14 protein-coding genes are annotated in these 12,524 nt (G+C 71.7%); all 14 read left to right on the forward strand.

The window, feature by feature from the left end; genetic code table 11:
• Positions 1 to 4: 4 nt before the first annotated feature.
• The 14 genes from ACULPM_RS07500 (at position 5) to holA (ending at position 12,129) form a co-directional block, all read left to right on the forward strand.
• A complete protein-coding gene (locus tag ACULPM_RS07500; RefSeq protein WP_167929295.1) occupies positions 5 to 940 on the forward strand; it encodes an aspartate carbamoyltransferase catalytic subunit in 936 nt (311 codons plus the stop codon).
• The gene (locus ACULPM_RS07505; RefSeq protein ID WP_445331006.1) at positions 924 to 2,237 is read left to right on the forward strand and encodes a dihydroorotase; all 1,314 of its coding nucleotides are present in this window, start codon (positions 924 to 926) and stop codon (positions 2,235 to 2,237) included. Before ACULPM_RS07500 ends, ACULPM_RS07505 begins: the two co-directional genes overlap by 17 nt.
• Complete coding sequence (locus tag ACULPM_RS07510) at positions 2,234 to 3,022, forward strand: dihydroorotate dehydrogenase electron transfer subunit (RefSeq protein WP_445331005.1); 789 nt, start codon at positions 2,234 to 2,236, stop codon at positions 3,020 to 3,022. Before ACULPM_RS07505 ends, ACULPM_RS07510 begins: the two co-directional genes overlap by 4 nt.
• Positions 3,022 to 3,966: a dihydroorotate dehydrogenase gene (locus ACULPM_RS07515; protein WP_445331004.1), complete on the forward strand. Its 945-nt coding sequence runs from the start codon at positions 3,022 to 3,024 to the stop codon at positions 3,964 to 3,966. The genes ACULPM_RS07510 and ACULPM_RS07515 overlap by 1 nt, the downstream gene beginning before the upstream one ends.
• Positions 3,960 to 4,682 (forward strand): orotidine-5'-phosphate decarboxylase, encoded by a 723-nt coding sequence (gene pyrF / locus ACULPM_RS07520; protein WP_445331003.1) that lies wholly within the window; start codon positions 3,960 to 3,962, stop codon positions 4,680 to 4,682. The genes ACULPM_RS07515 and pyrF overlap by 7 nt, the downstream gene beginning before the upstream one ends.
• A 197-nt stretch (positions 4,683 to 4,879) precedes the next feature.
• On the forward strand, positions 4,880 to 5,188 hold the full coding sequence (gene mihF / locus ACULPM_RS07525; RefSeq protein ID WP_075280074.1) for an integration host factor, actinobacterial type: 309 nt from the start codon (positions 4,880 to 4,882) through the stop codon (positions 5,186 to 5,188).
• Positions 5,189 to 5,794 (forward strand): guanylate kinase, encoded by a 606-nt coding sequence (gene gmk, locus ACULPM_RS07530; protein ID WP_075280075.1) that lies wholly within the window; start codon positions 5,189 to 5,191, stop codon positions 5,792 to 5,794.
• Positions 5,769 to 6,053, forward strand: coding sequence for a DNA-directed RNA polymerase subunit omega (locus ACULPM_RS07535; protein WP_075280076.1), 285 nt, complete (start codon positions 5,769 to 5,771; stop codon positions 6,051 to 6,053). The genes gmk and ACULPM_RS07535 overlap by 26 nt, the downstream gene beginning before the upstream one ends.
• 7 nt (positions 6,054 to 6,060) lie before the next feature.
• Positions 6,061 to 7,308, forward strand: a complete 1,248-nt coding sequence (gene thiI / locus ACULPM_RS07540; protein ID WP_445331002.1) for a tRNA uracil 4-sulfurtransferase ThiI — start codon at positions 6,061 to 6,063, stop codon at positions 7,306 to 7,308.
• Between the two features lie 197 nt (positions 7,309 to 7,505).
• Positions 7,506 to 8,204, forward strand: coding sequence for a ComEA family DNA-binding protein (locus ACULPM_RS07545; protein WP_445331001.1), 699 nt, complete (start codon positions 7,506 to 7,508; stop codon positions 8,202 to 8,204).
• Positions 8,197 to 10,533, forward strand: a complete 2,337-nt coding sequence (locus ACULPM_RS07550; protein WP_445331000.1) for a ComEC/Rec2 family competence protein — start codon at positions 8,197 to 8,199, stop codon at positions 10,531 to 10,533. Before ACULPM_RS07545 ends, ACULPM_RS07550 begins: the two co-directional genes overlap by 8 nt.
• A gap of 44 nt (positions 10,534 to 10,577) precedes the next feature.
• Complete coding sequence (locus ACULPM_RS07555) at positions 10,578 to 10,847, forward strand: type II toxin-antitoxin system Phd/YefM family antitoxin (RefSeq protein WP_167929301.1); 270 nt, start codon at positions 10,578 to 10,580, stop codon at positions 10,845 to 10,847.
• On the forward strand, positions 10,837 to 11,148 hold the full coding sequence (locus ACULPM_RS07560; protein ID WP_445330999.1) for a type II toxin-antitoxin system RelE/ParE family toxin: 312 nt from the start codon (positions 10,837 to 10,839) through the stop codon (positions 11,146 to 11,148). Before ACULPM_RS07555 ends, ACULPM_RS07560 begins: the two co-directional genes overlap by 11 nt.
• An 18-nt stretch (positions 11,149 to 11,166) precedes the next feature.
• The gene (holA, locus tag ACULPM_RS07565; protein WP_445330998.1) at positions 11,167 to 12,129 is read left to right on the forward strand and encodes a DNA polymerase III subunit delta; all 963 of its coding nucleotides are present in this window, start codon (positions 11,167 to 11,169) and stop codon (positions 12,127 to 12,129) included.
• The last annotated feature ends 395 nt before the right edge of the window (positions 12,130 to 12,524 follow it).

The following is a 12,524-nucleotide window of genomic DNA, read 5'->3' on the forward strand; positions in this document are numbered from 1 at the left end:
CCACATGCTGTCCGTCAAGCACCTGATCGACACGACGAGCCTCACCGCGGACGACATCACGCAGATCCTCGACACGGCCCGCTCGTTCTCCGAGGTCAACAAGCGCGCGATCAAGAAGGTCCCGGCGCTGCGCGGCCGCACGATCGTGAACCTCTTCCTCGAGCCGTCCACGCGCACCAAGAGTTCCTTCGAGCTCGCCGAGAAGCGCCTCTCCGCTGACTCCCTCTCCATGGGCGGCGCCACGAGCTCCGTCGTGAAGGGCGAGAGCCTCGCCGACACCATCGAGACCATCGACGCCATGAACGTCGACATGTTCATCTGCCGCGCCAAGCTCGCCGGCACGCCGCAGAAGATCACCGAGCACACCGACGCCATCGTCATCAACGCCGGCGACGGCAAGCACCAGCATCCCACGCAGGCGATGCTCGACCTCTACACCATCCGCGAGAACTTCGGCCACCTCGACGGCCTCAAGGTGGCCATCGTGGGCGACCTCTCCCACAGCCGCGTGTGCGGCAGCCTCGTGCCCGCGCTCAAGACCATGGGCGCCGAGGTCACGCTCGTGGGCCCGCCCACCTTCCAGGTGGACGACCCCGACTACTACGGCGTCCCGCAGACGGCCGACCTCGACGCCGTCATCCCCGAGATGGACGTCGTCTACATGCTCCGCGTCCAGCTCGAGCGCATGGAGGGCGCCGCGATCCCGTCCCGCCGCGAGTACAACCGCCTCTGGGGCCTCGACATGGCCCGCGTCAACAGGATGAAGCCCGAGGCCATCATCTGCCACCCCGGCCCCATGAACCGCGGCATGGAGATCAACGCCGACGTGGCCGACTGCGCGCGCTCGCGCATCCTCGACCAGGTGAACGCCGGCGTCCTCACGCGCATGGCCGAGATGTACCTGCTTCTGGGAGGAGAGAACAATGGCGTATCTGCTTAAGGGAGCCCACGTCGTCGACCCCCAGGTGGGCCTTGACGACGTTCGTGACGTGCTCATCGACGGCGACAAGATCGCCGCGGTGGGGGAGGGCCTGGACGCCCCGGAGGGGGCGTGCGTCATCGACGCCGCCGGCAAGTACCTCGTGCCCGGCCTCGTGGACATGCACGTGCACTTCCGCGACCCCGGCTTCGAGTACAAGGAGACCATCGAGACTGGAGCCCGCGCGGCCACCCACGGCGGCTTCACCGACGTGGCCACGATGCCCAACACCGACCCGGTGACCGACAACGGCGCCGAGGTCCGCTACCAGATCGACCGCTCCCGCCACGCAGGCCTCTGCCACATCCGCCCGATCGGCGCGCTCACGGTGGGCGAGAGGGGCGAGACGCTCGCGGAGATTGGCGACATGGTCATGGAGGGCGCGGTCGCCTTCTCCGACGACGGCCACGGCGTCCAGAGCGCCGGCATGATGCGCACCTGCATGGAGTACGTCTCCCAGTTCGACAAGGTCGTCTCCGCGCACTGCGAGGTGGAGTCGCTCACCACGCACGGCGTCATCAACGAGGGCCGCGCCTCCACGCGCCTTGGCATGTTCGGCTGGCCCGCGCTCGGCGAGGAGCTGGAGATCTACCGCGACATCGAGCTCTGCCGCATGACCGGCTGCGCCCTGCACATCGCCCACATCTCCACCGAGAAGGGCCTCGAGCTCGTGCGCGCCGCCAAGGCCGAGGGCCTGCCCGTCACCTGCGAGGTCACCCCGCACCACCTATTCCTCTCCGAGGACGACATCACCGACGCCTACGACACCAACCTCAAGATGAACCCGCCGCTGCGCACCGCCGCGGACGCGGCGGCTCTCCGCGAGGGCATCCTCGACGGCTCGATCGACTGCATCGTGACCGACCACGCCCCGCATGCCCCGCACGAGAAGGACTGCGAGTGGGAGATCGCCTTCTTCGGCATCGTGGGCCTGGAGACGTCGCTGCCGCTCATGCTCACCAACCTCGTGCTTCCGGGCACGATGAGCTGGTCTCGCCTCGTCGAGGTCATGGCCGTGAACCCGCGCCGCTGCCTGCGCCTGCCGGAGGTCCGCGTGGAGGCCGGAAGCACCGCCGACCTCACCCTCATCGACCCCGCGGCCAAGGTCACGGTCAGCGAGGACTGGCTCCAGAGCCGCTCCAAGAACTCCGCGTGGCTCGGGCAGACCCTCACGGGCGCCGCGTGCGACGTCTTCGTCGCCGGCCGTCACACGCTCACGGACGGCGAGGTCACCCCGGTGAGAAGGGTCCTGCGATGACGGCAGGGCTTGGCGTCCACGACTTCACCGTCGTCTCCAACGAGCCGGTCGCCGACGGGCTCGCACGCATCGTGCTCCGCGCGCCCGAGCTCGCCGCCGCGCTCGCCCCGGGCCAGTTCGTGAACGTCCACGTGCCCGGCGACGCGAGCCAGATCCTGCGGATTCCGCTGTCCTTCTCGCATGCGGACGCGGCGTCGGGCACCGTGGAGATCGTCTATGCCGTCGTGGGCGACGGAACGCGCCGCCTCTCCGAGATGGCGGCGGGGGAGGCCTCCACGGCCGTCGGGCCCTGCGGCAGCCCCTGGCCCGCCGTCGAGGGCGCCGGCCGCGCCTGCGTCGTGGCCGGCGGCGTGGGTGTGACCCCCATCGTCGCGTGCGCCCGCATGCTCGCTGCCTCGGGCGTGGCCTTCGACGCCGTCGTGGGCGCGCAGACCGCCGGCAGGCTCTGGGGCACGGACGTGCTCGAGGGCCTTGGCGCCGGCACCGTCGCCGTGACCACCGACGATGGTACCGCCGGACGCCGCGGATTTACCACCGACGCCCTCGCCGACCTTCTCGCCGCGGGCGACTACGACGTCGTCTACGCCTGCGGCCCCGAGGTCATGATGGCGGGCGTCGCGCGCCTCTGCCACGATGCCGGGGTCGCCTGCCGCGTCTCCATGGAGCGGATGATGTGCTGCGGCTTCGGCGCGTGCGGCACCTGCAACGTGGCCATGGCCGACGGCACCTACAAGTCCTGCTGCAAGGACGGTCCGGTCTTCGACGCCGAGGAGGTGGCGTGGTAATGGGCGAGAAGAACCTGGTCGAGAAGGGCGTGAGCATGGCCGTCGACCTCGGCGGCGTGCGCATGCAGAACCCCGTCAACACCGCCTCGGGCACCTTCGCCTTCGGCTCGGTCTTCGAGGACTTCTTCGACGTCTCGCGCCTCGGCGCGATCACCCTCAAGGGCTGCTCGGCCGAGCCGTGGAGCGGCAACCCGGCGCCGCGCATGTGCGAGGTGCCGAGCGGCATGATGAACACCGTGGGCCTTGCCAACCCGGGCGTCGCCGGAATGGTGGAGCAGTACGGCGAGTATCTTGCCGGCCTTGAGGGGCGCGGCTGTCGCGTCATCGTGCAGGCGGCCGGACACTCCGTCGAGGAGTACGTGGCCGCCGTCGAGCTCATCGAGGAGCTCTGCCCGTGGGCGAGCGGCGTCGAGATGAACATCTCCTGCCCCAACATCGCCCGCGGCGGCGTCCTCGTGGGCGGCACGCCCGAGAGCGCGGCCGAGGTCGTGCGCGCGGTGCGCCCGCGCGTGCACCGTCCGCTCCTCGTCAAGATGGCGCCCGTCCGCGTGCCCGAGATCGCGCGCGCCTGCGAGGCCGAGGGCGCGGACGCCCTCTCGCTCATCAACACGATCAACGGCATGTCCATCGACGTGCGCACCCGCAAGAGCCGCCTCTCCAAGCCCACGGGCGGCGTCTCCGGCCCCGCCATCCACGCCATCGCCGTGCGCATGGTCTGGGAGGCGGCGCAGGCCGTCAAGATCCCCATCAACGGCATGGGCGGCATCGCCACGTGGAGGGACGCCGCCGAGATGATCCTCGCCGGCGCCACCTCGGTCACGGTGGGCACCGCCAACTTCTACGACCCCACCTGTGCGGCGGACATCGTGGACGGCCTCGCCTCCTGGGCCGCCGAGCAGGGCGTCACGGACATCAACGAGCTGATTGGAGCCTTCGAATGCTGACGTACGAAGAGGCAAGCGACAAGATCATCATCGCGCTGGACTGCTCCCGCGAGCGCGCCTTCGAGCTGGCGGACCTGCTCGCCGGCAAGGCCACCTGGGTCAAGGTGGGCATGACGCTCTTCTACGCGGAGGGTCCCGCCATCGTCGACGCCATGCGCGAGCGCGGGCTGCGCGTCTTCCTCGACCTCAAGGTCCACGACATCCCGTTCCAGGTGCAGGGCGCCGTCCGCGCGGCGTCCCTCACGGGCGCGGACATCCTCTCCATCCACGGCCTCGGCAGCTCCGCGATGATCGCGGCGGCGCGCAAGGGCGCCGAGGAGGCGGCCGAGCAGCGCGGCGGGGACCGCACGCGCCTCGTGGCCATCTCCGTGCTCACGAGCATGGACCAGGCGGCGCTTTCCGAGATCGGCGTGGAGTCGTCGGTCGCCGAGGAGGTCGCGCGCCTCGCGAGCCTCGCCTACGGCTCCGGCGCCGACGGCATCGTCTGCTCGCCGCAGGAGGCCGCCGAGATGCGCGCCCTTCTCGGCCCCGACGCCCTGATCGTCACCCCGGGCGTGCGCCCCGCGGGCGCCGAGGTCGGTGACCAGAAGCGCATCGCCACGCCGTCGGCCGCCATCGAGGCCGGCGCGTCCAAGCTGGTCATCGGCCGGCCCATCACGGGCGCCGAGGACCCCGTGGCCGCCTTCGACGCCATCTGCGCGGAGCTGATGGCGTAAGCGGCCTCGATGGCCCTGAGCTGCGCTTTTGTCGCACCTGGCCCAGGCGGCGCATGGCGTCGACGTGGGGGTTTGCCCCTTGACCTGCACCTTTGGTGAAGAAGGGTTGCAAAAGCGGAGCTAAATGGGCACACTAGTTTCTTGCGAAGCCGTCGGGCAGGGTCCTGCGGCTCACCGGATTGAAATGGAGGAACACCATGGCTCTACCCCAGCTTACCGACGAGCAGCGCAAGGCCGCTCTCGAGAAGGCCGCCCAGGCTCGTCACGAGCGCGCGGAGCTCCGCGAGAAGATCAAGAGCGGCAAGGTCGCCCTCGAGGACGTCCTCGACTCCGACGACCCCATCGCCAGCCGCATGAAGGTCTCCACCCTCATCGAGTCGCTCCCCGGCTACGGCAAGGCCAAGGCCTCCAAGATCATGGACGAGCTCGGCATCTCCGCCACCCGTCGCGTCAAGGGCCTCGGCGCCCGCCAGCGCGAGCAGCTCGTCGAGGCTCTCTCCAAGTAAGTGGCGAGAAGAGCCAGGCTCTTCGTCGTATCCGGACCGTCAGGCGTGGGCAAGGGAACGCTCGTCTCGCTCCTTCGCGAGAGGCTCCCGCGCCTGGGCCTGACGGTCTCTGCAACGACGAGGGAGCCACGACCGGGCGAGAAGGACGGCGTCTCCTACCACTTCCTCGATGACGACGAGTTCGAGCGTCGCGTCGAGGCGGGGGAGTTCCTCGAGTGGGCGTGGGTGCACGGGCACCGCTACGGCACGCTGAGGAGCGAGGCCGACCGGCTGCTCTCCGAGGGCCGCTCGGTGGTCCTGGAGATCGACGTGCAGGGCGGCATGAGCGTGCGCGCGGCCCATCCCGACGCCGTGCTCGTCTTCATCGAGCCCCCCAGCATGGAGGAGCTCGAGCGGCGCCTGCGCGGCCGCGGGACCGAGGACGAGGCGTCCGTCGAGCGCCGCCTCGCCAACGCCCGCAGCGAGATGGAGCGCGCCGGCGAGTACGACGCCCGCGTCGTCAACGACGACCTCGAGCGCGCCGTGCGCGAGCTCGCCAGTGTTATTGAACGCTTTGAGACTAACGGAGGTCCCACGAACGATGTCTGTGACCAAGCCCGAGATTGACGCCCTGCTCGACAAGACCGAGCACAACCCCTTCCTGCTCTGCTCGATTGCGTCCAAGCGCGCCTGCGACATCAACAACATGGTGCGCGGCCAGCACCTGCGCGTGACCGCCATCCAGGACTTCGACGACATCACGACCGTCGTCTCGGGCAAGGACCCCGTGTCCGTTGCCATGAAGGAGATCGAGGACGGCACCCTGAGCTTCGTCAAGGAGGACTTCGACGAGGACATCAGGGGCGCCAACACGATCGCTCTGTAGGCGCTCCATGACGGAGAGACTCTGCCTCGTCCACTATCACGAGATCGGCCTCAAGGGAAAGAACCGCTCGACCTTCGAGAACCAGCTCGTCACGAACCTCCACCGCGCGCTCAGGGCCTTCGAGCCCTCCAAGATAGCGCGCGTGTCCGGGCACCTCGTGGTCGAGGTGGCGGACGGCCGCGCGAGCGAGGAGCTGGCCGCCGCCATCCGGCGCGTGCCGGGCGTCGCGCGCGTCTCGCTCGCCTACAAGTGCGGCCTCGACGAGGGCGAGTACGTCGCCGCCGCCATCCGCGCCCTCGGCGAGGCGGGGGAGTTCGGGAGCTTCAAGGTCCATGCTCGTAGGTCGTCGACGACCTACGAGCTGCACAGCCTCGACATGAACCGCCTCGTCGGGGCCGCCCTCTGCGAGGCTTTCCCCGACAAGAAGGTCGACGTCCACAACCCCGACGTCACGGTCGTCGTCCATGTGGTCCAGGGCAGCACCTATGTCTACGCCGCGTCGGCGCCGGGCGTGGGCGGCCTTCCCGTGGGCACCGCCGGCAAGGTCGTCACGCTGCTCTCGAGCGGGTTCGACTCGCCCGTGGCCACCTGGATGGTGGGGCGGCGCGGCGCCACCTGCATCCCCGTGCACTTCTCCGGGCGCCCCATGACCTCGGACACGAGCGAGTGGCTCTGCCAGGACGTCGTCGACGCGCTCGCGCCCTCCGGCATCGTCGGCCGCCTCTACGTGGTCCCGTTCGGCGAGCGCCAGCGTGAGATCTCGCTCGCCGTGCCCCAGGGCCTCAGGATCATCATGTACCGTCGCGTCATGATGCAGGTCGCCGAGCGCATCGCGCGCCTCGAGGGCGCCAAGGCGCTCGTCACCGGCGAGTCCCTCGGCCAGGTCGCATCCCAGACGCTCGACAACATCGCCGTCGTGAACGAGGCCGTCACCATGCCGGTGCTCCGCCCGCTCATCGGCTCCGACAAGCAGGAGATCATCGCCCGCTCGCACGAGATCGGCACCTACGACATCTCGTGCCAGACGGCGCCCGACTGCTGCACGCTCTTCATGCCGCGCCGGCCCGAGACGCACGCCCGCCTCGAGCAGGTCCTCGAGGCCTGGGAGTCCTTCGACCACGAGGCCATGGTCGACGACCTCGTGAGCAACGTCGAGTGGCGCGACTTCACCCAGTGCCCGTCGTATCACGCGCCCAGGGGAGGCCTTCGGGAGCACCATAACGAGCTCTCCCCCTGGATGGGCGGCGAGCGGTAGCGTCCGCCTCGCGAGCGGAGCCCCCGAGGGGGCACCCCATATCAAACCCTGTAGTGGCGCGCCCCGGCTGAGCTGGGGCGCGCCCTTTTCCGGTCAGCGTCGCGTCCGCCTCGTGGCAGCGAGCTGGCGAGAATCTCGCCGTTCCCGGGCCGAGGACGCCCCCGGGGGAGCACGCTGGGTGGGGGAGGCGATGTGGAATGGCTCAGCGAAGGTCATCGGCGCCGCTTGGGAGGTTGGCGCGCAGGTACGGGGTCGTGGGGCGGGGCGCGGTCGCAGCCGCGCTCGTGCTCGCGCTGCTCGTCGCTGGTGGTGCGGCCGCGGCCGCGATGGCGGCGACGGGCGGCGTCGAGGTCGTGCGGGGCGAGCCCTCCGCCGCCGGGGTGACAGAGGGCTCGCCCGAGCGGGAGGGCGAGGTGACGACGCGCGGCGACGAGACGTTGGGGGAGGGCGAGGAGGCCGACGAGGGGGTCGTGGTGGTGCATGTCGACGGCGCGGTCGGCTCGCCCGGGGTCTACGAGCTCGAGGGCGAGCCGCGCGTGAACGACGCCATCGCCGCCGCGGGAGGGCTCGCGGAGGGCGCGGACACCTCCGGGCTCAACCTCGCGGCCCGGCTCGCTGACGGGGAGAAGGTCCACGTGCCGCTCGTCGGGGAGGCGCCCCAGGCGAGCGCGGAGCCCGCGTCCGGCTCGGGGGGTGGGTCGGACGGCCCCGTGAACCTCAACACCGCCACCGTCGAGGAGCTCGACGAGCTCCCCGGCGTCGGCGAGGCCACGGCGCTCGCGATCGTCGAGGACCGCGAGACGAACGGGCCCTTCTCCTCGCCCGAGGACCTCATGCGGGTCTCGGGGATAGGTGAGAAGAAGTTCGCGAAGCTCGAGGGGCTCGTCTGTGTCTGAGCGCATCCCGCCGCCCCCGCGCCCGGCGCTCCCCCACGCGTTCTGGGCCCTGCTCGTCGCCCTCGGGGCCATGCGCGCCGCCCTCGCCCTCGCGCCGCCCGCCCTCGCCCTCGCGGCGGGGTCGGCGCTCGCCGGCGCCGCCGCCGCGCTCGCGGCCTTCGGGCCGCGACGCGGGCCGAGGCTGCTGCCGCTCGCCGCCGTGATCCTCGCCGCGCTCTCGGCTTCGGGCCTCGCCAGCGCGGCGGAGCTCTCCCGGCAGGGGGCGCTCGCGGCGGCGCTCTCCTCGAGCCCCGTCTCCGCTTGGGAGCTCAGGCTCGCGAGCGACATGTCCCGCGGCGCGGACGCGTGGCGCGGCAGGGCCGTCGCCTCGCGCGACGGGGCGGTCGCGGGCGAGGTCTGGCTGCTCTTCGACGATCCGATCGAGCAGGGGCTCACGGTTCGGTGCGTCGGGCGCTTCTCGGCGAACGGTGACGACGACTGGGGCACGTCCTCGCGCGCCCAGGGGATCGCGGGGACCGTGCGCGTGGTCCGCCTCTTGGGCGCCGAGCCGCCGGGCGGCATCGCCGGGGCGGTCCTCGGGCTTCGAGAGGCGGTGCTCTCGAGCTTCGACGCGGGCTCCTCGGACGCCCGGGCCCTCCTCGCGGGCAGCGTCTGCGGGTCGATGGCGGCGATCTCCGAGCGTGGGCTCGACGAGGCGTTCGCGCGCTGCGGCGTCTCGCACCTCGTCGCGGTCTCGGGCGGGCATCTCGTGCTCGTCTGCTCTCTCGTGGCCGCCCCGATCGAGCGCTCGCGCCTCGCTCCGCCCGCCCGCGCCGCGGCCCTTCTCGCCCTCACGGCGCTCTTCGTCGCGTTCTGCGGGTCGCCCGCCTCGGCCGTGCGGTCGTGGGCCATGTCGCTCGTGGCCTCGCTGTCGCGCCTCGCGGGAAGGCGCGGGCATCCCCTGTCGTCCGCGAGCCTGGTGTCGCTCTCCATGGCGCTCGCCGACCCCGGCGTGACGGGGCAGCTCGGGTACCTGCTCTCGGTCGCCTGCGTCTGCGGCATCTGCGCGCTCGGCGGCTACGCGCGCTATCTCGTGCGCGTCCTTCTCCCCGCGCCGCGCCCGCCCGCGGCGGCGCCCCCGCGCCTGGCGCGGGCGCTCTCGCGCCTCGCGGGCGACGCCGGGGACGCCCTTGCGCTCACGCTCGTCTCGCAGGCGGTCACGCTGCCGCTCACCTGCGCCGCGTTCTCCCAGCTCTCGCTCGTGGCACCGCTCGCCAACGTGCTGCTCGCATCGCTCTTCTCGCCGTTTCTGGGGGCGGGGCTCGTCGCCGCCTGCCTCGCCTGGGCGCCCCCGCTGCAGGCGCCCGCGCTCCTCGTGACCGACGCGCTCGGGGGCGTCGTGGCGTGGCTCGTCGCCGTGCTCGGGAGGATCCCGCTCGCGAGCGTGGCGGCGAGCGTCGACGAGGGCGTCGCGCTTGCCGTCATGCTCGGGGCGTCCGGGGCCCTGCTCGTCTGGTGGCCGCCCGTCTCGCGCCGCGCGCTCGCCGCCGGGCTCGGGCTCGCCTCGGCCGTCGGCCTCGCCTGGCTGCTGCGCTGGCGCCTGCTCGCCCCGGCGCGCGTCGTGGTCATGGACGTGGGGCAGGGCGACGCCATCCTCGTCACGGACGGCGCCTCGTCGCTGCTCGTGGACACCGGGCCCGGCGACGCCGTCGTGGCGGCGCTCGCGCGGGCCAACGTCACGCACCTCGACGCCGTCCTGCTCACGCACCTGCACGACGACCACGCGGGGGGACTCGGGGACGTCATCGGGGCGGTGTCGGTGGGCCGCGTCATCGTGGGCGAGGGCGTGGACCCGGGCGATGCCGCGGCGGGCCTGCCGGTGGGGCGGGTCGGATACGGCGACGCCCTCTCCGTCGGGCGCTTCTCGCTCGAGGTGGTCTCGCCCCTCGAGCCGGCCGACGGGTCCGGCAACGAGGGCTCGCTCGAGCTCCTGCTCACCTTCGACGGCGGCGCGAGGAGCCTCACGGCGCTCCTCGCCGCCGACGCCGAGGAGCCGGAGACGTCGGCGGCCGTCGCGCGCGGGGACGTGGGCGACGTCGACCTCCTCAAGGTGGGCCACCACGGGTCTGCCGCGTCCGTCGGGGCCGGGACCGCCGCGGCGCTTGACCCCGAGGTGAGCGTCGCGAGCGCGGGGGAGGGCAACTCCTACGGCCATCCCGACCCGGCCTGCGTCGAGATCCTCGAGGGGGCGGGGTCGCTCTTCCTGTGCACCATCGAATGCGGGGACGTGACGGTCGAGCCGGGGGAGTCCGGGCCGGTCGTCACCTGCCAGAAGGGGGTCGTGCCATGAGTGCTACACTAGGGGCCACGATTGTGGCCCAAAGGGGGTGTGAAATGCCGAGGTGCGTGCCCATCAAAGAGATCAAGAACACCGTCGAGTTCGCGCGGATCGTCGAGGAGTCGCCGGAGCCCGTCATCGTGACCCGCAACGGGCGTGAGGCCTTCGCGGCCATGTCCATGGAGGTGCTCGACGCGATGCGCATGGAGCGCGCCCGCGCCGAGCTCTACCGCCTCGTCGACGAGGCGGAGGAGGACTTCCGCGAGGGCAGAGTCGTGGACGCCCGCGAGTCGATACAAAGGACACGTGAGCGCTATGGCCTATGACGTCTTTTTTGCCAACGCCGCCCAGAGAGACAAGGAGCGGATTGCTTCCTACCTGCTGCACGAGGCTCGGAGTCAGACGGCCGCGCGGGGCTTCCTGGACGGTCTCGAGCGCGTGACGGGCAATCTCGCCCAGTTTCCCGAGATGTACCCGCGCGTCGCCGAGGGCAGACTCGCCGCGGGCGGCTACCGCAGGGCGCGCTTCGGGAGCTACGTCGCGCTCTACCGGGTCAATGACGACGAGCGCGCGGTCGAGGTCGCCCGCGTCTTTCACGCGCTTCAGGACTACGCGCGGCTGCTCTAGCCGCGAGGGGAGGAGAAAATGGCAGACAAGCCCGCGCTTCTGGCGGCCTATCTCATCGTGGGGCCGGACGAGCTCAAGCGCAAGCAGGCGCTCGCCCGCCTCAAGGCGCGCGTCGACGGCCCCTTCGCGGCCTTCAACCTGGAGGAGCTCGTCGCCTCGGGGGACCTCGAGCCGGTGGGCGTGCTCGCCTCGCTCAACACGCTGCCGATGGGCGGCGACCGTCGCGTCGTCGTCATCGAGAACGCCGAGAAGCTCCCCAAGCCCGTCTCCGAGGCCCTCGTGGGGTACCTCGACAACCCAAACCCGAGCTGCACGCTCGCGCTCGTGGCAACGACGCTCGCCAAGACCACGCGCCTCTACAAGGCCGTTGCGAAGGTGGGCCCCCGCACGGTGATCGACTGCGCGGCCAAGAAGGGGCGCGACCTGCCGCCCTACGTGCAGAAGCTCGCGGCCGCCCACGGCGTCTCCATCGCGGCCGACGCGGCGCGCGAGCTCGTGGCGCGCGTCGGCGGGTCAACGACGATGCTCGACACGCAGGTCGCGACCCTCGCGGCGCTGCTCGGCGGCTCGGGGACGATCACCGCCCCCTTCGTCGAGGCCAACGTCGCGCGCGTGGCCGAGGTCAAGCCCTGGGAGTTCCTCGACCGGCTCTCCGCGCGGGACGCCCATCGCGCCCTCGCGCTCTACCGCCTGCTGGACGGCTCGGCGCTCGGGCTGCTCTCGCTCGTGGCGGGGCGCCTGCGCGAGCTCGTCTGCGCCCGCTCGCTCGCGGCGCGCGGTCAGGCCCACGCGCTGGCCTCGGAGCTGAAGAAGCAGGACTGGCAGGTGAGAAACCATGGCCGCTGGGCGCGCGCCTTCTCCGAGGGCGAGCTGGAGCGCCTGCTCGGCGCCTGTGCCGAGGCCGAGCGCGCGCTCAAGAGCGGCGCGGAGGCGGACGAGGTCATGCCCGCCCTCATCGCCCGCGTCTGCGGCGTGGCCTGATCCCGCGGGCTGCGACAGACCGCCGCCCCGGACCGTCGCGAAACCCCCGCGCACCCGCCCTGCGGGGCCTTCGCGACAATCCGTCGCCCCAGACCGTCGCGAAACCCCCGCGCACCCGCCCTGCGGGGCCTTCGCGACAATCCGTCATCCCAAACCGTCGCCATGTCCCCGCACAGCCGCCGTGCGGGGACATGGCGACAGAACGTCGCCCAAGACTGTCGCGAAACCCCCGCGCACCTAGTCTGCGGGCGATTCGCGACATTTCGACGCCCGGAATCGTCGCGAAGCCCCCGCGCAACCGCCCTGCGGGGCCGAGGCGACGAACCCGCGCCCAGAGACGTGGCGGGGGGCCCCCCCCCGTTTTTCTCTGGGGTCTTTCCACCAGTCTTCTTTTC

This window comes from Thermophilibacter sp. ZX-H3 (assembly GCF_052599055.1).

Coding starts and splice junctions, on each gene's coding strand:
- ACULPM_RS07555 (WP_167929301.1), top strand. CDS start 10,578: ATGCCGAGGTGCGTGCCCATCAAAGAGATCAAGAACACCGTCGAGTTC.
- mihF (WP_075280074.1), top strand. CDS start 4,880: ATGGCTCTACCCCAGCTTACCGACGAGCAGCGCAAGGCCGCTCTCGAG.
- ACULPM_RS07535 (WP_075280076.1), top strand. CDS start 5,769: ATGTCTGTGACCAAGCCCGAGATTGACGCCCTGCTCGACAAGACCGAG.
- ACULPM_RS07515 (WP_445331004.1), top strand. CDS start 3,022: ATGGGCGAGAAGAACCTGGTCGAGAAGGGCGTGAGCATGGCCGTCGAC.
- ACULPM_RS07560 (WP_445330999.1), top strand. CDS start 10,837: ATGGCCTATGACGTCTTTTTTGCCAACGCCGCCCAGAGAGACAAGGAG.
- pyrF (WP_445331003.1), top strand. CDS start 3,960: ATGCTGACGTACGAAGAGGCAAGCGACAAGATCATCATCGCGCTGGAC.
- thiI (WP_445331002.1), top strand. CDS start 6,061: ATGACGGAGAGACTCTGCCTCGTCCACTATCACGAGATCGGCCTCAAG.
- ACULPM_RS07500 (WP_167929295.1), top strand. CDS start 5: ATGCTGTCCGTCAAGCACCTGATCGACACGACGAGCCTCACCGCGGAC.
- ACULPM_RS07505 (WP_445331006.1), top strand. CDS start 924: ATGGCGTATCTGCTTAAGGGAGCCCACGTCGTCGACCCCCAGGTGGGC.
- ACULPM_RS07545 (WP_445331001.1), top strand. CDS start 7,506: ATGGCTCAGCGAAGGTCATCGGCGCCGCTTGGGAGGTTGGCGCGCAGG.
- holA (WP_445330998.1), top strand. CDS start 11,167: ATGGCAGACAAGCCCGCGCTTCTGGCGGCCTATCTCATCGTGGGGCCG.
- ACULPM_RS07510 (WP_445331005.1), top strand. CDS start 2,234: ATGACGGCAGGGCTTGGCGTCCACGACTTCACCGTCGTCTCCAACGAG.